Source organism: Afipia sp. MLSD5-FHT05B12, assembly GCF_058793355.1.
The window spans coordinates 142,856-165,825 of the sequence record NZ_JBXAFS010000003.1 but is presented as its reverse complement, the minus strand read 5'-3'; the positions used below and the strand labels follow the sequence as shown (position 1 = coordinate 165,825).

The following is a 22,970-nucleotide window of genomic DNA, read 5'->3' as shown; positions in this document are numbered from 1 at the left end:
TAAAATCGCAGGTAGCCGGCCCGTAAGGCCCGGTACTGACGAATAGAAGGATCGGAGCCTCTCATGGCCTCTGCAGCGGAACAACTGGCGGCAAACCTCAACTTCGCGGCATTCGCAAAGGCTGACGAACTCAAGAAGCGCATCTGGTTTACACTGGGTGCGCTGCTTGTTTATCGGCTGGGCACTTACATCCCGTTGCCCGGTATCGATCCGAACATCTGGGAGCAGGTGTTCAAGTCGCAGGCCGGCGGCATTCTCGGCATGTTCAATATGTTCGCCGGCGGCGGCATCCACCGCATGGCGATTTTCGCGCTGAACATCATGCCGTACATCTCGGCGTCGATCATTCTTCAGTTGCTGACGACTGTTTCGCCGCAGCTCGAAGCCCTCAAGAAGGAGGGCGAGTCGGGCCGCAAGCAGATCAACCAGTACACCCGCTATCTCACCGTCATTCTCGCGGCGTTCCAGGCTTACGGCATCTCCGTCGGGCTCGAAGGCGCGGGCAATGTCGTGTCCGATCCCGGCATGTTCTTCCGCATCTCGACGGTCATCACGCTGACCGGCGGCACCATGTTTCTGATGTGGCTCGGTGAGCAGATCACCTCGCGCGGCATCGGCAACGGCATCTCGCTGATCATCCTGGCCGGCATCGTCGCCGAACTGCCGTCGGCCATCGCCGGCACGCTCGAACTTGGCCGTCAGGGCGCGCTGTCCACGTTCCTGATTCTTGCGATCATCATCATGGCCGTCGCGGTCATCATGCTGATCGTGTTCGTCGAGCGCGCGCAGCGCCGCCTTCTGATCCAGTATCCGAAGCGCCAGGTCGGCAACAAGATGTTCGAGGGCCAGTCCTCGCATCTGCCGCTCAAGCTCAACACCGCGGGCGTGATTCCGCCGATCTTCGCGTCGTCGCTGCTGCTGCTGCCGACCACGATCGCCAGTTTCAACGCAGGCAAGGGCCCCGAGTGGTTCCAGTGGCTGACGACGCAGCTCAGCCACGGTCGTCCGCTGTTCCTTTTTCTGTATCTCGCGATGATCGTGTTCTTCGCGTTCTTCTACACGGCGATCGTGTTCAACCCGACCGAGACCGCCGACAATCTCAAGAAGCATGGCGGCTTCATTCCCGGCATCCGTCCCGGCGAGCGCACCGCCGAGTACATCGACTACGTGCTGTCGCGCATCACGGTGATCGGTGCGATTTATCTCGCGGTCGTTTGTCTGATCCCGGAAATTCTTATCTCTTACGCGTCGGTGCCGTTCTATCTCGGCGGTACGTCGCTGCTGATCGTCGTCAGTGTGACGATGGATACGGTCGCCCAGGTGCAGGGCTATTTGCTGGCGCACCAGTACGAAGGGCTGATCCGGAAATCGAAACTGAGGGGCCGCCGTAAATGAGGTTGATTCTTCTCGGGCCGCCGGGGGCGGGCAAGGGAACGCAGGCGCAACGACTGGTTCACAAGCACGGTATCGTTCAGCTCTCCACCGGAGAGATGTTGCGTGCCGCTGTCGCGGCCGGAACGCCCATCGGCCTCAAGGCGAAGGACATCATGGCCAGCGGCGCGCTGGTGCCCGACGAGGTCGTGGTCGGCATCATCGCCGACCGCATCGAGGAGCCGGACGCGAAGAAGGGCTTCATTCTCGATGGCTTTCCGCGCACCGTGCCGCAGGCCGGGGCGTTGGACGAACTGCTCAAAAGGAAGCACCTCAAGCTCGACGCTGTGGTGGAGCTGCGCGTGAATGAAAGCGCGCTGCTGGAGCGGGTCGAGACACGGGTCGCGCAGATGCGCGAGCGTGGCGAAGAGGTCCGGATCGACGATACGCCGGAGGTGCTCTCGAAGCGCCTGGCCAGCTATCGCGCTCAGACCGAGCCGCTGGTTCACTACTACTCGGAGAAGCGCAAGCTCATCACCATCGACGGCATGATGACCATCGAGCAGGTGACGGGCGCGATCAACCGGGTGCTGGCGGCGCTGGAAGCCGATTCGGCTGCCAAGTCCGCCAAGAAGGGCGCCCGGAAGACCGCGAAGCCGGCCTTGGCGGCCGCCAAGGCACCCGCCAGGAAGGCCAAAAAGGCCGCTAAACCGGCTGAGAAGGCTGTTAAGGGCCGCAAAAAGCCCGCCGCCAGGGCCAAAACCCGGGCGGCTGGAACCAAAGCCGCCAAGACCCGGAAAGTGGCTAAAAAGGCCACGAAAAAGAGCGCTAAGGCCGTCAAACGGTTGACGAAACGCCGCTGAATACATTAATAAGCCCGCATCCAGTCGGATAGTTCAGACGATGCCGGGCCCCGAAAGAAAAATGGGGAGGGCGTCGTGTTTGCGTTTGTGAACACCCGCCCGACGCCAGAGACCTAACAAAGACAAGCTGTCCGGAGCGGACGGCGACAGGAGCGAAGACCGTGGCCCGTATTGCAGGCGTCAACATTCCGACCAACAAGCGCGTGCTGATCGCGCTTCAGTACATTCATGGCATCGGCCAGAAGAACGCCGCGACCATCGTGGAGCAGCTCAAGATTCCGGCCGACCGCCGCGTCTCGCAGCTCACCGACGCCGAAGTTCTCCAGATCCGCGAAATGATCGACCGGGACTTCCTGGTCGAGGGTGACCTGCGCCGCGAAGTCGGTATGAACATCAAGCGTTTGATGGACCTCGGCTGCTACCGTGGCCTGCGTCATCGCCGAGGCCTTCCGGTGCGTGGTCAGCGGACCCACACCAACGCGCGCACCCGCAAGGGTCCGGCCAAGGCCATCGCCGGCAAGAAGAAGTAATTTGGCGAATAGCGAATAGGGGTTGGCGAATAGAATCTGTTCGCCACTCGCCATTCGCTACTCACCTGAGGGTGTAGCCGCTGGCATTACGGCGGCGTTGAGATCGAAAGCAAGGAACGACCATGGGTAAAGAAGCCACACGCGTCCGCCGCCGTGAACGCAAGAACATCGCCTCCGGCATCGCGCACGTGAACTCGTCATTCAACAACACGACCATCACCATCACCGACGCGCAGGGCAACACCATTGCCTGGTCGTCGGCCGGCACGATGGGCTTCAAGGGATCGCGCAAGTCGACCCCGTATGCGGCTCAGGTTGCCGCCGAAGACGTGTCGAAGAAGGCGCAGGAACACGGCATGCGCACGCTCGAAGTCGAGGTCGCGGGTCCCGGTTCGGGCCGTGAATCGGCTCTGCGCGCCTTGCAGGCTGCGGGCTTCACCGTCACCTCGATCCGCGACGTGACCACGATCCCGCACAACGGTTGCCGTCCGCGCAAGCGCCGGCGCGTCTGATTTTTGACTGCCGCGGGCGATATGCGCCCGCGTTGTTTTTAAGATGCGATGACGCGGCCATTGTTTAACAACGGTGCCCGCGCCGCCAGAACCTCCAACGCCTGTAATTCGAAGGCATGGGTGACCCAGTGACGATCCAGAAAAATTGGCAAGAACTCATTCGTCCGAACAAGCTCAACGTGACGCCTGGTTCGGATCCGACCCGTTTCGCAACCGTCGTTGCCGAGCCGCTCGAGCGCGGCTTCGGCCAGACGCTCGGCAACGCGCTGCGCCGCGTGCTGCTGTCGTCGCTGCAGGGCGCTGCCGTGCAGTCGGTCCACATCGACGGCGTGCTGCACGAGTTCTCCTCGATCGCCGGTGTGCGCGAGGACGTGACTGACATCGTTTTGAACGTGAAGGACATCTCGATCAAGATGCAGGGCGAAGGCCCGAAGCGCATGGTCGTGAAGAAGTCGGGTCCGGGCGTCGTCACCGCCGGCGACATCCAGACCGTCGGCGACGTCGTCGTACTGAATCCTGATTTGCAGATCTGCACCCTCGACGAGGGCGCTGAAATCCGCATGGAGTTCACCGTGAACTCCGGCAAGGGCTACGTCGCCGCCGAGCGCAACCGTCCCGAAGACGCGCCGATCGGCCTGATCCCGGTGGACAGCCTGTTCTCTCCGGTTCGCAAGGTGTCCTACAAGGTCGAGAACACCCGCGAAGGCCAGATCCTCGACTACGACAAGCTGACGCTGACCATCGAGACCAACGGCGCGATCTCGCCGGACGACGCGCTCGCTTATTCGGCGCGCATCCTGCAAGACCAGCTCAACGTGTTCGTGAACTTCGAGGAGCCCCGCAAGGAGGTTGCCGCCGAGATCATTCCGGATCTCGCCTTCAACCCTGCGTTCCTCAAGAAGGTCGACGAACTCGAACTGTCGGTTCGTTCGGCCAACTGTCTGAAGAACGACAACATCGTCTACATTGGCGACCTCGTGCAGAAGTCGGAAGCGGAAATGCTCCGCACCCCGAACTTCGGCCGCAAGTCGCTGAACGAAATCAAGGAAGTGCTGGCCCAGATGGGTCTGCACCTCGGTATGGAAGTGCCCGGTTGGCCGCCGGAGAATATCGACGAGCTGGCCAAGCGCTTCGAGGATCACTACTAAGAACTGCGTCATCCTTCGAGGCCGCCGCAAGAGCGTCGGCACCTCAGGATGACGAACAAGCGATAGTCCGTCATCCTGAGGTGCGAGGGCGTAGCCCGAGCCTCGAAGGGTGACGGGATAAGAGGGCGAACGCAGGCAGCCCACCTGAGCAACATGTCCGACGAACCGTCGCGGCAATCGAAATTGAGGAATAAGTCATGCGTCACGGCAAGGTTCATCGGAAACTCAACCGCACCGCGGAGCATCGCCGCGCGATGTTCGCCAACATGTGCGCCGCGCTGATCAAGCACGAGCAGATCGTCACCACTTTGCCGAAGGCGAAGGAGCTTCGCCCGATCGTCGAGAAGCTGGTGACGCTCGGCAAGAAGGGCGGCCTCGCGCTGCGCCGTCAGGCGATCGGCGAGATGCGCGATGTCGATCAGGTCAAGAAGCTGTTCGATGTGCTGGCGCCCCGTTACAAGGACCGTCAGGGCGGCTACACCCGTATCATCAAGGCCGGCTTCCGCTACGGCGACAACGCGCCGATGGCCGTGATCGAGTTCGTCGACCGCGACGTCGATGCCAAGGGCCAGGATTCGGGTCCGGTGCAGGAAGCGTCGTCGGAAGCGGCGTAAATCTTTCCCGTCACCCTGAGGTGCGCGCTCTTTCTTGCGCGCCTCGAAGGGTGACGGTGATGCATCCTTCGAGGCTCGCCGCAAGCGCGGCTCGCACCTCAGGATGACGAATCTCAAAGGAGCGGCGCCTGGTGCGCCGCTTTTTTGTTGGCGGGATGTTTCCTGCGCGGCCACAATGCCATGACCGGGCGGACACGATCCTGCACTGGCGCTGTGCGGGACCGCTCCTATGTCAGGTGGACAGGAGCAACTCACATGAAAATCGATCTTTCAGGCACCACCGCAATCGTGACCGGCTCGACCGGCGGCATCGGGCTGGCCATCGCCAGGGGCCTCGCCGGGGCAGGGGCGAGTGTCGTGGTGAACGGCCGCACACAGGCCAAGGCGGACGCAGCGGCGGCGGCCATCGTCAAGGCGGTCCCGGGAGCCGGGGCGCGGGGTGTCGCCGCTGACGTGTCCACTGCCGAGGGATGCGCAAAGCTCGTCGAGGCCGTGCCTGGCGCGGATATTCTCATCAACAACGCCGGCATCTTCGAGCCGAAGGACTTTTTCGATATTCCCGACGCGGACTGGACCCGCTTTTTCGAGGTCAATGTCATGTCCGGTGTACGGCTGTCGCGCGCCTACATGCCGGGGATGCTGAAGCGCAACTGGGGCCGCATCGTTTTCATCTCGTCGGAATCGGGGGTCAACATTCCGAGCGAGATGATTCATTACGGCATGTCCAAAACCGCGCAGCTCGCCGTCTCGCGCGGGCTCGCTGAACTGACCAAGGGCACCAATGTGACCGTCAATTCGGTGCTGCCCGGCCCGACCATGTCGGAGGGTGTCGAGGTTTTTGTGAAGGATCTGGCGAAGCAGAACGGCCAGTCTCTGGAAGAGGCGGCCTCGCAATTCGTCAAGCAGCACCGGGGGACGTCGTTGATCCAGCGATTCGCCACCGTCGACGAGATCGCCAACATGGTGGTCTATGTCAGTTCGCGCGAGGCATCGGCCACCAACGGTGCGGCGTTGCGGGCCGAGGGTGGGATTATCCAGACGATCGCGTAGCGCGTTTCGGAGAAGCGACAAATTCATTTCGGCGTTTTCCAGGAATGATTTTCTCCCGGGACGTCGTGTCGCATGCGACAAACGTCGCAGATCGGCCGCTTGTCACATCACTGTAACGTCACTGTCGCATTAATGCGGGCATGCTCATGGCTGCAATGCGGCATGCCCGTTCGCCTTGTTCGCGGCAATTGTCGCTCTAGATCAAGCGGATACGGCACGACTTTCAATGATCGGCTGACCAGTGATCCGGTTCTGACATTCGTATCGCATCGTTCGCACGCACTTCTACGAATGTCAGAACCAAAGGATCACTGGAATTATAGTTGTTCGTGTTCTTTCGTATCCGACGTTCGCTCGGGAGACGCTGCGGGATGAAGCGAACATCGGATACGGGACACCTATCGTGTGGACGACTGTTTTGAATGAAAAAACCGCCAACCTCTCGCCTCCGCGCTTTGAGCCGGGCGGCTGGATGCAGTGGCCGGACAACGAGGATTACAGCCTCCAGTTCATGCGCGTGCTGGGCTCGGCGCAGGAAGGCGGCAGCACAATCTCGGAATGCTTTCTGACGGCTGGCCGAATCGCGGCCGGCGACGACGAAAGCTGGCATAGCGCATGGACCACCATCGCCGATATCAACAAGGAGCGGGGCGATCTCGCCCACAGCGCTGGCAATCTCCATTCGGCGCGCAGCAACTGGCTGCGGGCATCGAACTACTACCGGACTTCGGAAGTCTTTCTCAAACTGGATGACGTCCGGCGGGCAGCCGCGCTGGAGCAAATGCGGGCCTGCGCGAATCTGGTGGTCACGTATCAGCCGTCGGGCGGCGAGCTGGTTCGCATTCCCTGTTTCGAGAACGGCTTCGTGGAAGCCTATTTTCTGCCCGCGCCCGGTTCGGATTCCCGGACATCTGTCGTCGTTTGCGTCGGCGGGCCGGAACATTTCAAGGAAGAGTATCTGCTGACCCTGTTGCGGCAGGCTCATTCGCGCGGCCTGTCGCTGTTGCTGGCCGATCTGCCGGGGCAGGGAGGCGCGCCGAAACTCAAGGAGATGGTGCGATACGAGGTTGAGACCGCGATCAGTTGCTGCGTGGACTATCTGGTGGCGCGCGGTGACATCGACGAGCGGCGGATCGCCATTTTCGGCGACGGACTGGGCGCGGCCTATGCCTCGCGCGCGGCGGGTCTCGACGACCGGTTCGCCGCGGCCGTGTGCGATGCCGGAATCTGGGACATGCACCAGCGCGCGACGGCGACGCAATGGATGTCAGGACACAACGGCGGGGACATTATCGGCGATGAGATTCGCAGGATGCAGCGTCATGGCGGCATCACCAGCATCAAGTGTCCGATCCTGATGACGTTCGGGGAGTTTGACTGGCTCGATACCCGTCACGCCGATGCTCTCTGCACGGCGCTGAGGAAGGAGGGCGTGGACGTGACGCTGAAGGTGTTCTCCGCCGCCGAGACGGCTGCGGCGCACGGTCAGTCCGACAACCCCACCATCGGCAACGAGTTCATTTTCGACTGGATATCGGCGCGCCTGCGAACGGCGCGTGCGCCGGCGGAGTGACGGTCAACTGCCTACGGCTATCATTTGCGCGGCTTTCGCCAGGCGCTCCTTGAGCGTGGAAAGTTTGTCGGTGAGGTCGCGGAATGTCTGCGTCGAGAAGTCCGAGAAGACAAGATTGTCGGCGACCACCTGCTGCGAATAGAGATTCGCGATCTGCTTGTGCGCCTTGTCGGTCAGCGACATCAGCACGACGCGCGCGTCTTCCTTCGACGCGACACGGCGCATGAAGCCATGCTTCTCCAGGCTTTTCGTCTGGGTGGTCACGAACGAAGGATCGACGTGAAGTTTTGTCGAGACCTCCCGGACGGAAATACCCTTGCCCTCATCCAGATCGTTGACCGCCATCAGGATCAGCCATTGCGGGCAGGTGATGTCCAGCATCCGCGCCCAGTTGGAACGGATTTCTTCGAGATGCGTGTTGATCGAAATAACATCCCAGATGAACTTCCGGACCAGCGCATCGTCAGGTCCCATGGGATGAGTGTCGCGTGCCGCGGCGCGCGGGCTCGCAGTATGACGTTGGGATGAAATTTTCTTGGCGGGGAGTCTGCCAGCCATTTAATGCCGCCTTTTCGAACGAATGCGCAAAAATATGTCAACCCAACCACCAATGCAATCGTTGCTTGCGTCATCCCGCTGACATGATGTTGCGGGGAAAGCACACGACGGCGGCCAAATAAAAGCATGAGTAAATCAATTATTGTAATCATCTGACCCTTAAAGGCATTGTCGCCCTGTCAGCCGGAGTCATCGGGTGACTCGCAGGTTGTTTCGCTCCGGAAGGAGAGGCAATTGGCGGTAAGCGGGGATCAAGGGGCTGATTGGGGTGGCTAGCGCCACGGGAAGCGGACCTTTCCTCAATTGATCATTTTTGGAGGTTTTATGAGCAAGATTAAGAGCCTTATCCTGGGTTCGGCGGCCATGCTGGCGGCTGCTTCGGGAGCACAGGCGGCTGATCTTCCCGTCAAGGCGAAAGCGGTCCAGTACGTGAAGATCTGCTCCCTGTATGGAGCTGGTTTCTACTACATCCCTGGCACCGACACCTGCATCAAGCTGGGCGGCTACGTTCAGTTGGACGCGAACGTCAACGCTGGCGTCCACGACAAGCCAGCTTGGGATAACGGCAACAACCTCGGTCTTCAGAACCGCGCGTCGGATTACTTCACGACCCGCACGCGCGCGAGCCTGAACATCGATACCCGCACCGCGAGCGAATACGGCGTTGTCCGCACCTACTGGTCGAGCAACTTCCAGCACACCTCCGGCGACGGTCCGTCGTCCGGCGTGCTGACCATGGACTACGGCTTCGTTCAGTTCGCCGGCTTCACCCTCGGTAAGGCGACTTCGGTGTTCCAGACCCCCTGGGGTGCGAACCCGACCAACCTGAACACCTCCTACCTGATCGGCGGCTACGACAACGCCACCGGCATTACCCAGGCGGCCTACACCTTCCAGTTCGGCAACGGCGTGTCCGCTTCGCTCGCGGTTGAAGACAACCGCGTGATCAACCGCGCTCCGATCTACAACGGCGCGATTCTTCCGACGAATGCCCAGCTCTTCACGGGTGCGTTCACCAACGCGTCCGGCGGTAACGTTTCGCCTGACATCGTCGGCAACATCCGCGTCGACCAGGCGGCTTTCACCGCACAGCTGTCCGGTGGTCTGCACAATATCCACGCCAACTACTACGGCACGACCGAACCGACCGGCCATCCGAGCGATGAATGGGGCTTCGCGATCCAGGGCGGTATCCAGCTGAAGAACCTGCCGACGGGTCCGGGCGACAAGCTGTCGTTCAGTGCGATCTATACGGACGGCGCTCCGAAGTATGTCATCGGCGGCACCACCGGCAACAGCTTCGACTCGTTCAACAACACGGGTACATCGGGCGCTGCCTTCTATCAGTCGTTCGCTGTGGCGTCGCTGCTTGACGGCGTCTACACCACGGGCGGCTCGATCCAGAAGACCAAGGTCTGGGCTGTTCAGGGCGGCTACGAACATAACTGGAATGCCCAGTGGCAGACCGGCATCTTCGGTAGCTACGTGAATGTCGACTATAACGACGTGGCGTCGGCGATCCTTGCTGGCGGCTATGCGCCGTCCCTCGTCGCTGGCAGCACGTACAATCCAGACTTCAAAATCTGGCAGATCGGTTCGCGTACCTCCTGGACTCCGGTTCGCAACCTGACGTTCTCCGGCGAAGTGCTGTACACCACGATCGACCAGAGCAGCACGGGTGGTCTGGTTGCCGCCGCGGCTGGCAACGCTGGCCTCTTCAAGCCGGCTGGCGCTTACGAGTTCAAGGATCAGGGCGTCCTGTCCGGCAACTTCCGCGTCCGCCGCACCTGGTAATCGCGACCGCCTCGCGGCGATTGCAATCTGAATACGGAAGACCCCGGCAGGAAACTGCCGGGGTTTTTCTTTAGTGCATCCGAAAGTGGAAACTGATTTCCGAAAAGCGGCGAGGCGTGATCGGCGATATCGAACAAACAGATACCGCGTTGCACACGGAATTGTGAGGGGAGATATGCATTCTGATTGTTTGACTAAATAAGGTAATTAAGGCATGGTCTGATCACAGCGCGGCGTTGACGTCGCTGCTCGATTGCGCACCAGTTTTTCTCAGAGAATCTCCCATAACCTCCGGCAATGCCCTGCCGGAGGTTTTTTATCGGGTGACGCACACACGAGTGCGAAGACTTCACCAGCCTTCCAGCACCAGCTTGCCGGTGGAGCGTCCGCCCTCCAGCAGGGCGTGCGCCTGCTTGAGGTTCGCCGCGTTGATCTTGCCGAGCACCTTGTCGAGGGTGGTGCGCAGCACGCCGTTGTCGATCAGGCTGGCGACGTCATCGAGCAGCTTGTGCTGCGCGATCATGTCGTCGGTCTGGAATGACGAGCGCGTGAACATCGATTCCCAGTGCAGCGATACCGCCTTGCCCTTCAACAGATTGACGTTGAGCGACGCCGGATCGTCGATCAGCCCGATCTTGCCTTGCGGCGCGACGACGTCCGCGAGGGTCGCGAAGTGCTGGTCGGTGTTGGTGAGGGCGGCGATCAGCGCCACCGGCGGGACTTTCAGTGCGGCGAGCTGATCCTTCATCGGCTTGGAATGATCGATCACATGGTGCGCGCCGAGTTCAAGGCACCATTTGCTGGATTCGGGACGCGATGCTGTCGCGACCACGGTGAGGCCGGTGAGCCGCCGCGCAAGCTGGATCAGGATCGAACCGACGCCGCCGGCGCCGCCGACGATCAGCAGCGTGCGCGGATCGACGCTTTTGCCGGGCGCAACGCCGAGACGGTCGAACAACAGTTCCCACGCCGTGATCGAGGTGAGGGGCAGGGCGGCGGCCTGCGCGAACGACAGCGTCTTCGGCTTATGGCCGACGATCCGCTCATCCACGAGATGGAATTCGGAGTTGGTGCCCTGGCGCTGGATCGAGCCGGCGTACCAGACCTCGTCGCCCGGCTTGAACAGCGACACGTCGGGGCCCACGGCATCGACGATGCCTGCGGCGTCAAAGCCCAAAATCTTGATCTCGCCCGCGGGCGGCTCGGCGCGCTTGCGGACCTTGTAGTCCACCGGATTCGCGGAAATCGCCTTCACCGAGACACGGATGTCGCGTCCCTTCGGTTCGGGCTTCGCGGCTTCGAAATCGATCAGCGCCTCCGCCGCATCGATCGGCAGCGACTTCTTGTAACCCACGGCTTTCATTGTTCTTGCTCCATCTGGACCTTCGCGGTCTCCGGGACCTACCTGTCGCGCTTGAGCCAGATTTGCAAGTACTGTCATTTCGGGGATATAGTCACCATTCGGATACTAACGCATTTTCAGGCAAAGTGGGAACCGGTTTGCCGTTAGAAAATGCGTCTCATCAATAGTTTGCGCGTACTCTGATCGCAAAACCGGTGTCCACTTTTGCGGAGTGCGCGCGAGGAAGTTTTCCCATGAAACGACAGGATTTCGGCTGCGCTCCGGGCTGTTCGGTGGAGGTCACGCTCGATCTGATCGATGGCAAATGGAAGGGCGTCATTCTCTATCACTTGCAGGAGGGGCGGCTGCGTTTCGGCGAATTGCGCAAGCGGCTGCCGCGGATCACCCAGCGGATGCTGACCAAGCAGCTTCGGGCCCTGGAGGAGGATGACCTGATCGTCCGCAAGGTGTATGCGGAGGTCCCGCCCCGGGTGGATTATGAACTCTCCGAGACGGGCCAGCGGCTGCGGCCGGTGATCGATGCACTCAAGGCGTGGGGTGATGCCAATCGCGCCAGGGTCGATGCTGCATTGGAAAACAAGGCTGCGGGAGCAAGGAAGACCCAACCACAACCGGACGCCGCGTCGCGTCCTCCGAAGCGGCCCAAGGCAGCGTGACAAGGCAGCGTGAGGTGACTTCTCTTGCCGCAATGGGCGCGACTATCTCTTTGGAATCAAGTTCAGGATTGCTTTCATGACCGTTATCCGTGCGCTTTCCGCACTTCTCGTCTCATCCGTTCTCGCCGCGCCTGCGCTGGCGCAGGACCGCTTCGTTCCGCAGTCGCCGGCACAGCTTCGGCTGTCATATGCGCCGATCGTTCAGCGCGTGCAGCCAGCAGTGGTGAACGTCTATGCCGCCAAGGCAGTGCCGCGAAATCCGCTGCTGGACGATCCGATGTTCCGCCGTTTCTTCGGCGTTCCCGGCAACCAGCCCGAACAGATGCAGCGCTCGCTCGGCTCCGGCGTGATGGTCGATGCGTCGGGTCTCGTGGTCACCAACAATCACGTCATTGAAGGCGCCGACCAGGTGAAGGTCTCGCTCTCCGACAAGCGCGAGTTCGAAGCAGAGATCGTGCTGAAGGACAGCCGCACTGATTTGGCGGTGCTGCGCCTGAAGGATGCGAAGGAAAAATTCCCGGTGCTGGAGTTTTCGAACTCCGACGACGCGCTGGTCGGCGACGTTGTGATTGCCATTGGCAATCCGTTCGGTGTCGGACAGACCGTGACCCACGGCATCATCTCGGCGCTGGCGCGCACGCAGGTCGGCATCACCGACTATCAGTTCTTCATCCAGACCGACGCGGCGATCAATCCCGGCAACTCGGGCGGCGCGCTGGTGGACATGACCGGCAAGCTGGTCGGTGTGAACACCGCGATCTTTTCGCGCTCCGGCGGCTCGCAGGGCATCGGCTTTGCCATTCCGGCCAATATGGTGCGCGTTGTCGTTGCTTCGGCGAAGGGCGGTGGCAATGCGGTGAAGCGTCCGTGGCTCGGCGCGCGCCTCCAGGCCGTGACGCCCGAGATCGCCGAGACGCTTGGGCTGAAGCGTCCGACCGGCGCGCTGGTGGCAAACATCTCTGAGGGAAGTCCATCGGCCAAGGCCGGGCTCAAGCTGTCCGACCTGATCGTGTCCATCGACGGCCAAGCTATCGACGATCCGAATGCATTCGATTATCGCTTCGCGACGCGTCCGCTCGGCGGCACGGCGCAGGTGGAAGTGCTGCGCGGAGGCAAGCCGCTGAAGCTTGCGATCACGCTGGAAACCGCGCCGGACACCGGACGCGACGAACTCGTCATCAAGGCGCGTTCGCCGTTTCAGGGCGCGAAGATCGCCAACATCTCGCCGGCACTGGCGGACGAACTGAAACTCGACAGCAGCATCGAGGGCGTGGTCGTGACCGATTTGCCCGACAATGCAATCGCGGCGAATGTCGGATTCAAGAAAGGTGACGTGATCGCCGCTGTGAACGGTCAGAAGATCGCCCGGACCAAGGATCTCGACAAGCTTGCCACCGAAGGCTCGCGGCTCTGGCGCATCACCGTGATCCGCGGCGGCCAGCAATTGTCCGTTGTGCTCGGGGGATGATGTTGTCGGAATGGCAGCGTTGCCGTCATCCTGAGGTGCGAGGGCTTTTGCCCGAGCCTCGAAGGATGGCGGTGCCTCGAAGTCATCCTTCGAGGCTCACCGCCATAGCAGGCGTAACCTGCGTAAACTTGGCTACGATGGCGGTTCGCACCTCAGGATGACGGCACAACGTACAAATAAATGAACGTCAAACGCAACGCGCCATCGCCAAACCTCTTCGCCGCAGCCGGCATGGAGCAGGATGCACCGCGTCCGCTCCCGGACAAGCTGCGGCCGCGGACGCTTGCGGATGTGGTCGGTCAGGATCACATTCTCGGCCCCGACGGCGCGCTGACGCGCATGCTGGAGACGCGCACGCTCGGCTCGCTGGTGTTCTGGGGCCCGCCCGGCACCGGCAAGACCACGGTGGCGCGGCTGCTGGCCGATGCGACCGAGCTGGAGTTCGAGCAGATCTCGGCGGTGTTCTCCGGTGTCGCCGATCTCAAGAAGGTATTCGACGCAGCGCGCGCCCGCCGCGAGATGGGCAAGGGCACGCTGCTGTTCGTGGACGAGGTGCATCGTTTCAACCGCGCGCAGCAGGATTCGTTTCTGCCGGTGATGGAAGACGGCACCGTGGTGCTGGTCGGCGCCACCACCGAAAATCCGTCGTTCGAACTCAACGCGGCGCTTCTGTCGCGTGCGCGGGTGCTGGTGTTTCATTCGCTCGATGCCGCGGCGGTGGAGAAACTTTATGCGCGCGCCGAAGAGGTCGAAGGCAGGAAGCTGCCGCTTGACGCCGAGGCCCGCGCGATGCTGGTGCGGATGGCCGATGGCGATGGACGCGCCGCGCTGACGCTGGCGGAAGAAGTCTGGCGTGCCGCGCGCAAGGACGAGATTTTCAACTCCGCGCAGTTGCAGGAGATTCTCCAGCGCCGCGCGCCGATCTACGACAAGTCCGCCGACGGGCACTACAACCTGATCTCCGCGCTGCATAAATCCGTGCGCGGCTCCGATCCCGATGCTGCGCTGTATTATCTCGCGCGTATGCTGGACGCCGGCGAGGACCCGCTGTTCCTGGCCCGGCGTGTGGTGCGGATGGCGGTGGAGGATATCGGGCTTGCCGATCCGCAGGCGCTGGCGATCTGCAATGCCGCCAAGGATGCCTATGATTTCCTCGGCAGCCCCGAGGGCGAGCTGGCGATCGCGCAGGCGGTGATCTATCTCGCCACCGCGCCGAAATCCAACGCGGGCTATATGGCCTACAAGGCCGCGATGCGCACGGCGAAGGAGGGCGGCTCGCTGCTGCCGCCGAAGCATATTCTCAATTCGCCGACAAAACTGATGCAGTCCGAGGGTTACGGCGCGGGCTATCAGTACGATCACGACATGCCGGACGCGTTCTCAGGGCAGGACTACTTTCCCGAAGCGCTCGGCCGCCAGACGTTCTACGATCCGCCGGACCGCGGCTTTGAACGCGAGATTCGCAAGCGGCTCGACTACTGGGCGAAACTGAGAAGGGAACGCAACGCTTGACCGATTTTAACGTCGATCTCGACGCTTATTTTGCACGCATCGGCTACGATGGTCCGCGCGCACCGACGCTCGACCTGCTGAAGAAAATCATTCTGTTGAATCAGCGTGCGATTACTTTCGAGAATTTAAGCTCGTTCGCCGGGGTGCCGGTGGTGATCAATCCGTCGACCATCGAAAAGAAGATCATTCGCGATGGGCGCGGCGGCTATTGCCACGAGCAGAACCAGTATCTGCGTCTTGTGCTCAAGGCACTGGGATTCGACGCGCGCCTGCGGATGGCGCGGGTCCGCTGGATGCAGCCGCCCGAGGCAATGCCGCAGCGTGGCCACATGACGCTGAACGTCGCCGTTGACGGGCACTGGTATCTGAGCGACGTGGCGTTCGGAGCGATGACGCCGACCGCGCCGCTGCGTCTCGATACACCGGAAGAGCAGGCCACGCCGCATCAGCCTTACCGTGTGATTCCGATCGGTGACTCACTTCATCTCGAAGTGAAGCTGGGCGATCACTGGCGGCCGGTCTACAGCTTCGACAGCGTCGATTACTATCCGGTCGATTTCGAAGCGGCCAACTGGCAGGTGTCCACATTTCCGGCTTCGGAGTTCGTCAGGAACCTGGTCGTTGCGCGCCCGACTGATGATCGCCGCCAGATTCTCAACAACACCCAGCTTTCAATCCGTCATGCCGACGGCGCGGTCGAGAAGCGGACGCTGGCCAGCGTTGAAGAATTGCGTTCGACACTGACGACGATGTTCGGAATTGCGTTGCCTGCTGATATAAAAGTCGATGAAGCCTTGGAAGGGCTTTTCAGGGCTGAGGGCCGAGCATGAGCCGCCGCGTCAGAAAACCTCTCGCCAAGAAGTCCGAGCGCGAGGACCGCAAGGGCGGCAAACGCACCGGCAAGCCGGCCCTTGGCAAGAAGGCGTCGGACAAGCGCGGACCGGCGCAGCGCGCGTCGGGCAAGCCGGAGAAGTTTGAAAAGAACCGTCACCCTGAGGTGCGAGGCAATGCCTCGCCTCGAAGGGCGACGGCATCATCTTTCGAGGCGCGCAACGAGCGCGCACCTCAGGATGACGCCGTGAAAGCAAAGGTTGCCCCGCCGCCGTTGCCGACGAAGGTGCAGACCGTTGTCGTGACTGCCGATGAAAACAATATGCGCGTCGATCGCTTTCTCGAGCATCGCTTTCCCGGCCTGTCGTTCTCCCATATCCAGCGCATCGTCCGCAAAGGCGAGCTGCGCATCAACGGCAAGCGCGCCGACAGCAAGGACCGGCTTGAGGAAGGCCAGAGCGTGCGCATTCCGCCGCTGAAGCTCGACGCGCCGAAGGCCGGCGGCGAGTTGTCCGAGGCCGCGAGCAAGACGCTCGAGGAACTGCGCAAGATGATCCTGTTCGAGGACGAGGATCTGATGGTGCTGAACAAGCCCGCGGGTCTCGCCGTGCAGGGCGGCTCGGGCATGACCAAGCATGTCGACCAGATGCTGGAAGTGATGCGCGACGCCAAGGGGCAGAAGCCGCGTCTGGTCCATCGTCTCGACCGCGAAACATCCGGCTGTCTTCTGATCGCCAAGACACGCTTTGCGGCCAGCGCGCTGACCGGCTCGTTCCGCCATCGCTCCGCACGCAAGATCTACTGGGCGCTGGTGGCTGGCGTGCCGAAGCCGAAGCAGGGGCGCATCTCCACCTATCTCGCCAAGGAAGAGAGCGAGGAAGACTCCATCATGCGCGTCGCCGCGCATGGCGACGAGGGCGCGGCGCACGCGGTGACGTATTATGCGGTGGTCGAGGCCTCGGCGCAGAAGCTCGCCTGGGTGTCGCTGAAGCCGGTCACCGGGCGCACCCATCAGTTGCGCGCGCATATGGCGCATATCGATCACGCCATCGTGGGCGATCCGAAGTACTTCAACAAGGAAAACTGGGAACTGCCGGGCGGTATCCAGAAGCGGCTGCATCTTTTGGCGCGGCGGATCGTGATCCCGCATCCGCGCGGCGGATTTATCGACGTCACCGCGCCGCTGCCGCCGCACATGCTGCAATCATGGAACCTGCTCGGTCTCGAGGCCGACCGTTTCGATCCGATCGAGAATGCGCCGGAGGAGTGATGCTCTTGTCCGTGTCAGCCCCGCGCACGATATATCGAGCAAGGCACGTCATGGCCGGGCTTGTCCCGGCCATCCACGCCTGACAGGACCATCTTGAAGACGTGGATGCCCGGAACAAGTCCGGGCATGACGAACGAGAGATCGGACGCGATTGGAAATGTGATGAGCGCGAAAGCTATCTCAGCCGTACTCGGACTCGCCATGGTGATTGTTTCATCCGCTCACTTCGCCCACGCACAGCTCTATCCGCCGGGCGGCGTTGGCGCACAGCCGGTGATCCCGTTCCCGGTCGCGCCGCCAGCGCCACCGCCGCCGCCGATTGTCGTGCCGACAGTGCCGCAGATGAATTCGCCGCCGCCGTTCGCGTTGCAGAACACCACGCCGGGCCGCGTGACGCAGGACACGCCGCCGAAGCCGGTGCTGAAGCGCGAGCGCCGTCCCTCGTTCAGCGACCGCGTCGCGCGCTGTCTTGACGACGGCGCGGCGTGGGGGCTTAACCCCAATCAGCGCGCGGCCTATTCGCGCCAGTGTGCGAACCAATAGGCATGGCCCCGGAAAGCATGCTCTCGGGCGCTTGACCCGAGGGTGGGCACCGGTTTTCGGACAAGGTCATGCCCAGAAGATCAAAAGGCTAGTGGATGCGCGAACTGTTCGATGACGTTGCCGGCAAGTCGCCACTCGATCCGCGCGAGGCCTCGCGCAAGTCGTCTCGCACGCCGCTGCGCAAGCGCTTCTATGCCAGCGCAGGTGTCGCCGAAGGGCCTGACGGTTTTACGGTGACGCTGGACGGCAAGCCGATCCGCACGCCGGGGCGCAATCCGCTGGCTGCGCCGACGCGCGGCCTCGCCGAGGCGATGGCGGCGGAGTGGGAGGCCCAGACAGACGACATCGATCCGATGGCGATGCCGCTGACACGGCTGGCCAACAGCGTGATCGATGGCGTCGCCGGAAATGTTCAGGCGGTGGCCGACGATGCCGCGAAGTATTTCGAGACCGATCTCTTGTTCTATCGCGCGGGTTTTCCCGACGCGCTGATCGCGCGGCAGGCCGAGTACTGGGACCCGGTGCTGCGCTGGGCCGCCGATGATCTTGGCGCGCATTTCATTCTCACCGAAGGCGTGATCCATGTGACGCAGCCGGAGACGGCGGTGGCCGCTGCGCGCGGCGCCTTGCCAAAGGATGCGTGGCCGGTCGGCGCCTTTCATGTCGCGACCACGCTCACCGGTTCGGCGTTGCTTGCGCTCGCGCTCAAGCACGGCGTGCTGGATGCGGCGCAGGTCTGGGCCGCGGCGCATGTGGACGAGGACTGGAACAGCGAGAAGTGGGGTGCCGACGAAGAGGTCGAAGCCCGCCGCGCCTCGAAGTTCAGGGATTTCGAGGCCGCGGCGAAGGTCTTGAAGGCGTTTCCTTAATGCATAGACCTTTCCGCACCGGGTTCGGTTAACGAGAGGTTTACGACGCTGGGCTAGCTTGGCGGCCGAACAAGGCCTCCATCATGTCGATCGCCATCAATCCCGTCTTTCCGGTCGTCGCCGCCCAGAGCGTTGCGGCGGGCGTGGCGTTGCAGCCGGGCACGGTGATCGACGCGACCGTGCTCAAGCAGCTCGATGCCAATCTGGTCCGCATCGCGATCGCGAACCTGACCATCGAGGTGTTGTCCGAAGTGCCGTTGCAGCCAGGGCAGGCGCTTCAACTGGCGGTGTCGCAGACGCCGCAGGGCGTGCGGCTTCAGATCGTGCCGGGCGAGGGCGCAGCTCTATCGTCTGCGCCCACAGCATCGGCCGGTGCGGCGAAGGCCGATACCGTCAGCGTGCCGAAAACCGATGTGCCGGTGCAGGCCGCCGCCGTTGGGCGCGTGCTGACCGATCTCGAAGCGCTCGCCGTGTCGGCCGCAGTCCAAAGTGCCGCCGCGCGGCAGGGAAGTCTCTCCCTTCTGTTCGCAAATCTGGGCGTCGCGGCGACTTCACCAACATTGCCTCAGACGCTGCAACAGGCCGCAGCGCAACTGCTCGCGCAGCGCACGCCGCTTGGCGAGAATCTCACCGGCGATGCGCTCAAAACCGCGTTCCAGAATTCAGGTCTCTTCCTGGAGCAAAGTCTCGCGTCATCGCAGGCTTCCAGTGGCCCTGATCTCAAGGCCGCGCTGATCGTATTCCGCCAGACCGTCGCGTCGTGGCTTGGCACGGCGCCGGCGCAGGAGCGCGCAGCTTCGCCGCAGCCCTCGACCATTCCGCCGTCCGCCGCGCCGCCGTTGTCGCCGGAGATCGAAGCCGGCGATATCTTGCTGCCGCAGACGCCGGTGCGCGTCGCGGACGATGCCGCCGAACTCGACGGCAAAATTCGCATCTATGCGCCGAACGAACCGCTGCCGACGGCGGCCAATCGCGCAGCCGCAGCGGGCGCGGGGCTCACGGCATTACAGGAAGTGTTGCAGGCATTTCCGAAAGGCGTTCAGGACGAGGTCGCAAAGCTTCTCAATGCGGAAGCGCATGCAGGCGTGTCCCGCATGCCGGCGGATGACGGTGCAATCGCGCGCACCAACGTACCGCCGCCGCCGTTCCGCGGCTCGGAGACGGCCGCACAGCCCGTCGCGTTGCCATCGCTCGCGCCGGACGATGTACCGGCAACGGTCGCCCATCGCCTGATCGAGGATACCGACGCCGCATTGGCGCGGCAGACGCTGTTGCAGGCGGCCTCGTTGCCGGTGGATGTGCCCGGCGTGCGTAACGATCCGACCGTGCCGCGCTGGAACTTCGAGATTCCCTTCGCGACCCTGCAAGGCACCGCGGTGGCGCAGTTCGAAATATCGCGCGATGGCATGGGCAACGAAGCCGAAGCGGCCAGCCGCGCCTGGCGGGCGCGGTTCTCGCTCGATGTCGAGCCGAGCGGACCGGTGCATGCGCTGGTGTCGCTGAGCCATGGGCGAACGTCGGTGCGGATGTGGGCGGAGCGGCCCGCGACGGCGGCGCAACTGCGCATCAATGCACCCCAACTGTCCCACGCGCTGCGCGAGGCCGCCCTTGAGCCGGGCGACATCGTGATCGGCGAGGGCGCGCCGCCGAAGGGCGCGCCGCCGCCAGCCGGGCATTTTCTGGATCGCGCGCTGTGAGCATCGATATCAAAAACCGTCTCGCGGTCGCATTGCACTATGACAAGAAGGGCGCGCCGCGCGTCGTCGCCAAGGGCAAGGGCACGGTTGGCGAGAAAATTATCGAGATCGCCAGAGAGAACGACATTCCCATTCAGGAGAATGAAGTGCTGGCGGGCGCGCTGTCCAATGTCGAGCTTGGCGACGAGATTCCCGCCGAGCTTTACAAGGGCGTGGCGGAGGTTCTGATATTCGTCATGCGGCTGACAGGACGGCTGCGCTAACCGCACTTCATGCGTGAGTGAACTGCGCGAGCGTGCGCCACACGGGGGTCGTCCCCGCTTTCGCGGGGGACGACACGTTTAGAGATCGTATCAAGACTGGCTAATTCAACCGTCATCATTTCACCACGATGCGCCGTGCAGTTAGCGCCGCCAGTCCGGATGAAATGATCATGATCAATCGCCGCTATGTCCTTGCCTTGCTCACCGGGGCCTGTGTTCCGGCGAGGGCGCTCGCCACCGGCGTGCCGCGATATGAAGTCCGCAAGAGTCTCCAGAGGCATTTCACCGGCGAGGGCACCGTTGGCGCCTTCGCGGCATTCCGGGCCGACGATCAATTGGTCATCGCCAGCGACAATTCCCGCGCGCGCGACCCGGTTCTCCCGGCGTCCACATTCAAGATTCCCAACTCTGTCATCGCGCTGGAGACCGGCGTCGTCGCCGATCCGGACAAGGACGTGTTCAAGTGGGACGGTGTGACGCGCAGCATTCCGGAGTGGAACAGGGACCACACGTTGCGCACCGCCATCGCGGCCTCCGTGGTGCCGGCCTACCAGCAGATCGCGCGCCGGATCGGCCACGAGCGGATGCAAAAATATGTCGACATGTTCGAATACGGCAACCGCAATATCGGCGGCGGCATCGATCGTTTCTGGTTGACCGGCGATCTTCGTGTCTCACCGCTGGAGCAGATTGCATTCGTGGACAAGCTGCGGCGGCGCGCGCTGCCGGTATCGAAGCGCGCGCAGGATCTGACTGCGGAGATTCTGCCGGTGACCAAGGTGGGCGACGGCATTATCCGCGCCAAGACAGGCCTGACCGGCGTCACCGACAAGAACATGACCGATGGCACCAAGACCTCGGTGGGCTGGCTTGTGGGCTGGGCCGAGAAGGGCAGTGCGCAGACGGTGTTCGCACTCAACCTCGATATCCGCGAGCCCAAGCACTCCGCCAGCCGGATGAAAATTGTTCAGCAGTGCCTCGCGGACATAGGAGCCATTTGACGCAAGTTGCCCGGTTTCGTGCATGCCTGAAACACGCTAGGCTTGATCCAAGAACATAAAATCAGGGAGCCTCAACATGTCGTCCTCAGCCGCCGCAAAAGCTGCACCTACTTCGTCATGGCGCGATCTTGCCAGCCGTTACAGTGCGGCATGGAATTCGCACGACGTTGCGGCGATCATGGCGTTTCATGTGGATGACACCAGTTACCAACGCCACGGCAGCCCCAAGGTGTACAAGGGCAAGGAAGCGGTCGCCGAGCAGTTCGGCAAGGACATTTCTGGGTTGCCGGGCATCAAGTTCGAGCCTGTCGCACTTTACGGCAGCGACGATCACTTCGTTTCGGAATCGATCCTCACCGCGACCACGCCGGACGGCAAGCCCGTGACCATGGAACTGGTCGACGTCATTACGCTCCGCGACGGCAAGGTGGTTCACAAGTCGAGCTACTTTGTGCAGAGCCGTCCGCCGAAGGTGTGAGGTTCGCTTCTTACCTCGCCCCGTTTACGGGAAGAGGGAGCAATTTTTTTGGCTTCGCTATTTCTCCACCGTCATCACCGGGCTTGTCCCGGTGATCCACGTCTTCACTTCAAATATTTAAGAAAGACGTGGATGGCCGGGACATAGGCGAGCGGAAGCTACGCCGTTCTTCGAACGGCTATGCCCGGCCATGACGAATGCATGGGGCGTTCCCTTCACACGGGAAAGGCCCAAGCCCGATGGGCTCAATCCTTCGCCGTCTTCCCCTTCACCTGCGCGGCCAGCACCGCCTTGGTCGCGGCGAGGTCGACCAGCGGATAAGTCTCGAAGTGGGCGGGGATGATGTCCGCCCATTCGTTCAGAATCCGGTGCAGCACCTCGTTGCTCTCCACATCGAAGATCGCCACCGCGCCGCGCCCGACACGCGGATAGATGTGCTTGCAGATTCCCTGCGTCTGATACGTCGCCATCCACGGCCAGAAACCCTGCCGCGCCTTGGCGACATCCGATGGCCGCTCCGGCCGCGGGTTCGAGATGACGAGAAACAGCATGACCTGACCTTTCAGATGTGCGAGCAGGAGATCAATTATTGGCCGCTTTCCCGATCCGCCCCAGATGGGTGAACGTAAATCCCGTGTCGTATTTCAGGCCATAGCCCAGCGCGCGGTCGATGCCGATATGCGCGCACCAGATCAGCGACAGGTGCATCGCCAGCGCCGAGGGCATGACCATGGCGTAGATGCCGAGCAGCATCGGCAGGATCGCCGCATGGGCGGCGTTATAGATGGCGGCTCCGGCGCGGGGACCGGCGAGATAGCCCGCAAAGCTCAGGTCCGGCGCCAGCAGGAGGAGGGCGAACATCCACCAGGAGCCCTCGAAATAGCTGTAGAACACCATGCAGGCGGCGGCGAGGGCCGCGCCCTCCAGCCGCAGCAGGGTGCGGACCCCGCCGGTCGCGCCGCCCGTTGCGTTGCTTTGGGCAGGTGTGGTCGTGGTGTCGGTCATG

At 62.4% G+C, this 22,970-nt stretch carries 24 protein-coding genes; 20 read left to right on the top strand and 4 right to left on the bottom strand.

The genetic code is table 11. From position 1 onward, the window contains the following. Positions 1-63 precede the first annotated feature (63 nt). From secY to AC1Q6J_RS05440, 8 genes are all read left to right on the top strand, one after another. On the top strand, positions 64-1,395 hold the full coding sequence (gene secY, locus AC1Q6J_RS05475; protein ID WP_492278325.1) for a preprotein translocase subunit SecY: 1,332 nt from the start codon (positions 64-66) through the stop codon (positions 1,393-1,395). After that, positions 1,392-2,234 carry an adenylate kinase gene (locus AC1Q6J_RS05470; protein ID WP_492278324.1) on the top strand — a complete coding sequence of 281 codons (843 nt, stop codon included), beginning with the start codon at positions 1,392-1,394 and terminating at the stop codon, positions 2,232-2,234. Before secY ends, AC1Q6J_RS05470 begins: the two co-directional genes overlap by 4 nt. A 161-nt stretch (positions 2,235-2,395) precedes the next feature. After that, complete coding sequence (gene rpsM, locus AC1Q6J_RS05465) at positions 2,396-2,764, top strand: 30S ribosomal protein S13 (protein ID WP_006021049.1); 369 nt, start codon at positions 2,396-2,398, stop codon at positions 2,762-2,764. A gap of 122 nt (positions 2,765-2,886) precedes the next feature. Next, entirely contained in the window at positions 2,887-3,276 is a 390-nt protein-coding gene (rpsK, locus tag AC1Q6J_RS05460; RefSeq protein ID WP_006021048.1) for a 30S ribosomal protein S11, read from the top strand. A 116-nt stretch (positions 3,277-3,392) separates the two neighbouring features. Then, positions 3,393-4,424, top strand: a complete 1,032-nt coding sequence (locus tag AC1Q6J_RS05455) for a DNA-directed RNA polymerase subunit alpha (protein ID WP_492278323.1) — start codon at positions 3,393-3,395, stop codon at positions 4,422-4,424. A 197-nt stretch (positions 4,425-4,621) separates the two neighbouring features. Further along, a complete protein-coding gene (gene rplQ, locus AC1Q6J_RS05450; RefSeq protein WP_492278322.1) occupies positions 4,622-5,038 on the top strand; it encodes a 50S ribosomal protein L17 in 417 nt (138 codons plus the stop codon). A 255-nt stretch (positions 5,039-5,293) separates the two neighbouring features. Further along, positions 5,294-6,088 (top strand): SDR family NAD(P)-dependent oxidoreductase, encoded by a 795-nt coding sequence (locus AC1Q6J_RS05445; protein WP_492278321.1) that lies wholly within the window; start codon positions 5,294-5,296, stop codon positions 6,086-6,088. Positions 6,089-6,491: 403 nt separating this feature from the next. Further along, positions 6,492-7,661 (top strand): alpha/beta hydrolase family protein, encoded by a 1,170-nt coding sequence (locus AC1Q6J_RS05440; protein ID WP_492278320.1) that lies wholly within the window; start codon positions 6,492-6,494, stop codon positions 7,659-7,661. 3 nt (positions 7,662-7,664) lie between these two features. On the opposite strand, the gene AC1Q6J_RS05435 is transcribed toward AC1Q6J_RS05440, so the two are convergent. Then, positions 7,665-8,219 (bottom strand): MarR family transcriptional regulator, encoded by a 555-nt coding sequence (locus tag AC1Q6J_RS05435; RefSeq protein ID WP_492278319.1) that lies wholly within the window; start codon positions 8,217-8,219, stop codon positions 7,665-7,667. Between the two features lie 324 nt (positions 8,220-8,543). Between AC1Q6J_RS05435 and AC1Q6J_RS05430 the strand changes: the two genes are divergently transcribed. After that, positions 8,544-10,013, top strand: a complete 1,470-nt coding sequence (locus AC1Q6J_RS05430) for a porin (protein ID WP_492278318.1) — start codon at positions 8,544-8,546, stop codon at positions 10,011-10,013. 349 nt (positions 10,014-10,362) lie between these two features. On the opposite strand, the gene AC1Q6J_RS05425 is transcribed toward AC1Q6J_RS05430, so the two are convergent. Continuing rightward, the gene (locus AC1Q6J_RS05425; RefSeq protein ID WP_492278317.1) at positions 10,363-11,376 is read right to left on the bottom strand and encodes a zinc-binding alcohol dehydrogenase family protein; all 1,014 of its coding nucleotides are present in this window, start codon (positions 11,374-11,376) and stop codon (positions 10,363-10,365) included. A gap of 233 nt (positions 11,377-11,609) precedes the next feature. On the opposite strand from AC1Q6J_RS05425, the gene AC1Q6J_RS05420 reads away from it, so the two are divergent. The 11 genes from AC1Q6J_RS05420 to AC1Q6J_RS05370 all read left to right on the top strand — a co-directional run bounded on the left by AC1Q6J_RS05420 (position 11,610) and on the right by AC1Q6J_RS05370 (position 21,964). Then, positions 11,610-12,032, top strand: a complete 423-nt coding sequence (locus AC1Q6J_RS05420; RefSeq protein WP_492278316.1) for a winged helix-turn-helix transcriptional regulator — start codon at positions 11,610-11,612, stop codon at positions 12,030-12,032. Positions 12,033-12,108: 76 nt separating this feature from the next. Then, complete coding sequence (locus tag AC1Q6J_RS05415) at positions 12,109-13,500, top strand: DegQ family serine endoprotease (protein ID WP_492278315.1); 1,392 nt, start codon at positions 12,109-12,111, stop codon at positions 13,498-13,500. A gap of 180 nt (positions 13,501-13,680) precedes the next feature. Further along, entirely contained in the window at positions 13,681-15,012 is a 1,332-nt protein-coding gene (locus AC1Q6J_RS05410) for a replication-associated recombination protein A (protein ID WP_492278314.1), read from the top strand. Next, on the top strand, positions 15,009-15,842 hold the full coding sequence (locus AC1Q6J_RS05405) for an arylamine N-acetyltransferase family protein (protein WP_492278313.1): 834 nt from the start codon (positions 15,009-15,011) through the stop codon (positions 15,840-15,842). The genes AC1Q6J_RS05410 and AC1Q6J_RS05405 overlap by 4 nt, the downstream gene beginning before the upstream one ends. After that, on the top strand, positions 15,839-17,113 hold the full coding sequence (locus AC1Q6J_RS05400; protein WP_492278312.1) for an RluA family pseudouridine synthase: 1,275 nt from the start codon (positions 15,839-15,841) through the stop codon (positions 17,111-17,113). The genes AC1Q6J_RS05405 and AC1Q6J_RS05400 overlap by 4 nt, the downstream gene beginning before the upstream one ends. A 162-nt stretch (positions 17,114-17,275) precedes the next feature. Beyond that, positions 17,276-17,656 (top strand): hypothetical protein, encoded by a 381-nt coding sequence (locus AC1Q6J_RS05395; protein WP_492278311.1) that lies wholly within the window; start codon positions 17,276-17,278, stop codon positions 17,654-17,656. Positions 17,657-17,751: 95 nt separating this feature from the next. Further along, positions 17,752-18,525 carry an ATP12 family chaperone protein gene (locus tag AC1Q6J_RS05390; protein ID WP_492278310.1) on the top strand — a complete coding sequence of 258 codons (774 nt, stop codon included), beginning with the start codon at positions 17,752-17,754 and terminating at the stop codon, positions 18,523-18,525. Between the two features lie 83 nt (positions 18,526-18,608). Then, entirely contained in the window at positions 18,609-20,222 is a 1,614-nt protein-coding gene (gene fliK / locus AC1Q6J_RS05385) for a flagellar hook-length control protein FliK (protein WP_492278309.1), read from the top strand. Then, complete coding sequence (locus AC1Q6J_RS05380) at positions 20,219-20,485, top strand: EscU/YscU/HrcU family type III secretion system export apparatus switch protein (protein ID WP_492278308.1); 267 nt, start codon at positions 20,219-20,221, stop codon at positions 20,483-20,485. Before fliK ends, AC1Q6J_RS05380 begins: the two co-directional genes overlap by 4 nt. Positions 20,486-20,655: 170 nt before the next feature. Continuing rightward, positions 20,656-21,486 (top strand): penicillin-binding transpeptidase domain-containing protein, encoded by an 831-nt coding sequence (locus AC1Q6J_RS05375; protein WP_492278307.1) that lies wholly within the window; start codon positions 20,656-20,658, stop codon positions 21,484-21,486. A 76-nt stretch (positions 21,487-21,562) separates the two neighbouring features. Then, positions 21,563-21,964: a nuclear transport factor 2 family protein gene (locus tag AC1Q6J_RS05370; RefSeq protein ID WP_492278306.1), complete on the top strand. Its 402-nt coding sequence runs from the start codon at positions 21,563-21,565 to the stop codon at positions 21,962-21,964. Positions 21,965-22,209: 245 nt separating this feature from the next. On the opposite strand, the gene AC1Q6J_RS05365 is transcribed toward AC1Q6J_RS05370, so the two are convergent. Both AC1Q6J_RS05365 and AC1Q6J_RS05360 read right to left on the bottom strand, forming a co-directional pair. Continuing rightward, positions 22,210-22,515, bottom strand: a complete 306-nt coding sequence (locus AC1Q6J_RS05365; RefSeq protein ID WP_492278305.1) for a DUF3303 family protein — start codon at positions 22,513-22,515, stop codon at positions 22,210-22,212. Positions 22,516-22,546: 31 nt separating this feature from the next. Beyond that, complete coding sequence (locus AC1Q6J_RS05360) at positions 22,547-22,969, bottom strand: DUF4260 domain-containing protein (RefSeq protein ID WP_492278304.1); 423 nt, start codon at positions 22,967-22,969, stop codon at positions 22,547-22,549. Position 22,970: the final 1 nt, after the last annotated feature.

Bases quoted from the DNA above. Each gene is read 5' to 3' on its own strand.
- AC1Q6J_RS05395 (WP_492278311.1), top strand. From the start codon at position 17,276: ATGAGCGCGAAAGCTATCTCAGCCGTACTCGGACTCGCCATGGTGATT.
- AC1Q6J_RS05420 (WP_492278316.1), top strand. From the start codon at position 11,610: ATGAAACGACAGGATTTCGGCTGCGCTCCGGGCTGTTCGGTGGAGGTC.
- AC1Q6J_RS05430 (WP_492278318.1), top strand. From the start codon at position 8,544: ATGAGCAAGATTAAGAGCCTTATCCTGGGTTCGGCGGCCATGCTGGCG.
- secY (WP_492278325.1), top strand. From the start codon at position 64: ATGGCCTCTGCAGCGGAACAACTGGCGGCAAACCTCAACTTCGCGGCA.
- AC1Q6J_RS05410 (WP_492278314.1), top strand. From the start codon at position 13,681: ATGAACGTCAAACGCAACGCGCCATCGCCAAACCTCTTCGCCGCAGCC.
- fliK (WP_492278309.1), top strand. From the start codon at position 18,609: ATGTCGATCGCCATCAATCCCGTCTTTCCGGTCGTCGCCGCCCAGAGC.
- AC1Q6J_RS05370 (WP_492278306.1), top strand. From the start codon at position 21,563: ATGTCGTCCTCAGCCGCCGCAAAAGCTGCACCTACTTCGTCATGGCGC.
- AC1Q6J_RS05445 (WP_492278321.1), top strand. From the start codon at position 5,294: ATGAAAATCGATCTTTCAGGCACCACCGCAATCGTGACCGGCTCGACC.
- AC1Q6J_RS05435 (WP_492278319.1), bottom strand. From the start codon at position 8,219: ATGGCTGGCAGACTCCCCGCCAAGAAAATTTCATCCCAACGTCATACT.
- AC1Q6J_RS05365 (WP_492278305.1), bottom strand. From the start codon at position 22,515: ATGCTGTTTCTCGTCATCTCGAACCCGCGGCCGGAGCGGCCATCGGAT.
- AC1Q6J_RS05375 (WP_492278307.1), top strand. From the start codon at position 20,656: ATGATCAATCGCCGCTATGTCCTTGCCTTGCTCACCGGGGCCTGTGTT.
- AC1Q6J_RS05415 (WP_492278315.1), top strand. From the start codon at position 12,109: ATGACCGTTATCCGTGCGCTTTCCGCACTTCTCGTCTCATCCGTTCTC.
- rplQ (WP_492278322.1), top strand. From the start codon at position 4,622: ATGCGTCACGGCAAGGTTCATCGGAAACTCAACCGCACCGCGGAGCAT.
- AC1Q6J_RS05470 (WP_492278324.1), top strand. From the start codon at position 1,392: ATGAGGTTGATTCTTCTCGGGCCGCCGGGGGCGGGCAAGGGAACGCAG.
- AC1Q6J_RS05390 (WP_492278310.1), top strand. From the start codon at position 17,752: ATGCGCGAACTGTTCGATGACGTTGCCGGCAAGTCGCCACTCGATCCG.
- AC1Q6J_RS05425 (WP_492278317.1), bottom strand. From the start codon at position 11,376: ATGAAAGCCGTGGGTTACAAGAAGTCGCTGCCGATCGATGCGGCGGAG.
- rpsK (WP_006021048.1), top strand. From the start codon at position 2,887: ATGGGTAAAGAAGCCACACGCGTCCGCCGCCGTGAACGCAAGAACATC.
- AC1Q6J_RS05400 (WP_492278312.1), top strand. From the start codon at position 15,839: ATGAGCCGCCGCGTCAGAAAACCTCTCGCCAAGAAGTCCGAGCGCGAG.
- AC1Q6J_RS05360 (WP_492278304.1), bottom strand. From the start codon at position 22,969: ATGACCGACACCACGACCACACCTGCCCAAAGCAACGCAACGGGCGGC.
- AC1Q6J_RS05455 (WP_492278323.1), top strand. From the start codon at position 3,393: ATGGGTGACCCAGTGACGATCCAGAAAAATTGGCAAGAACTCATTCGT.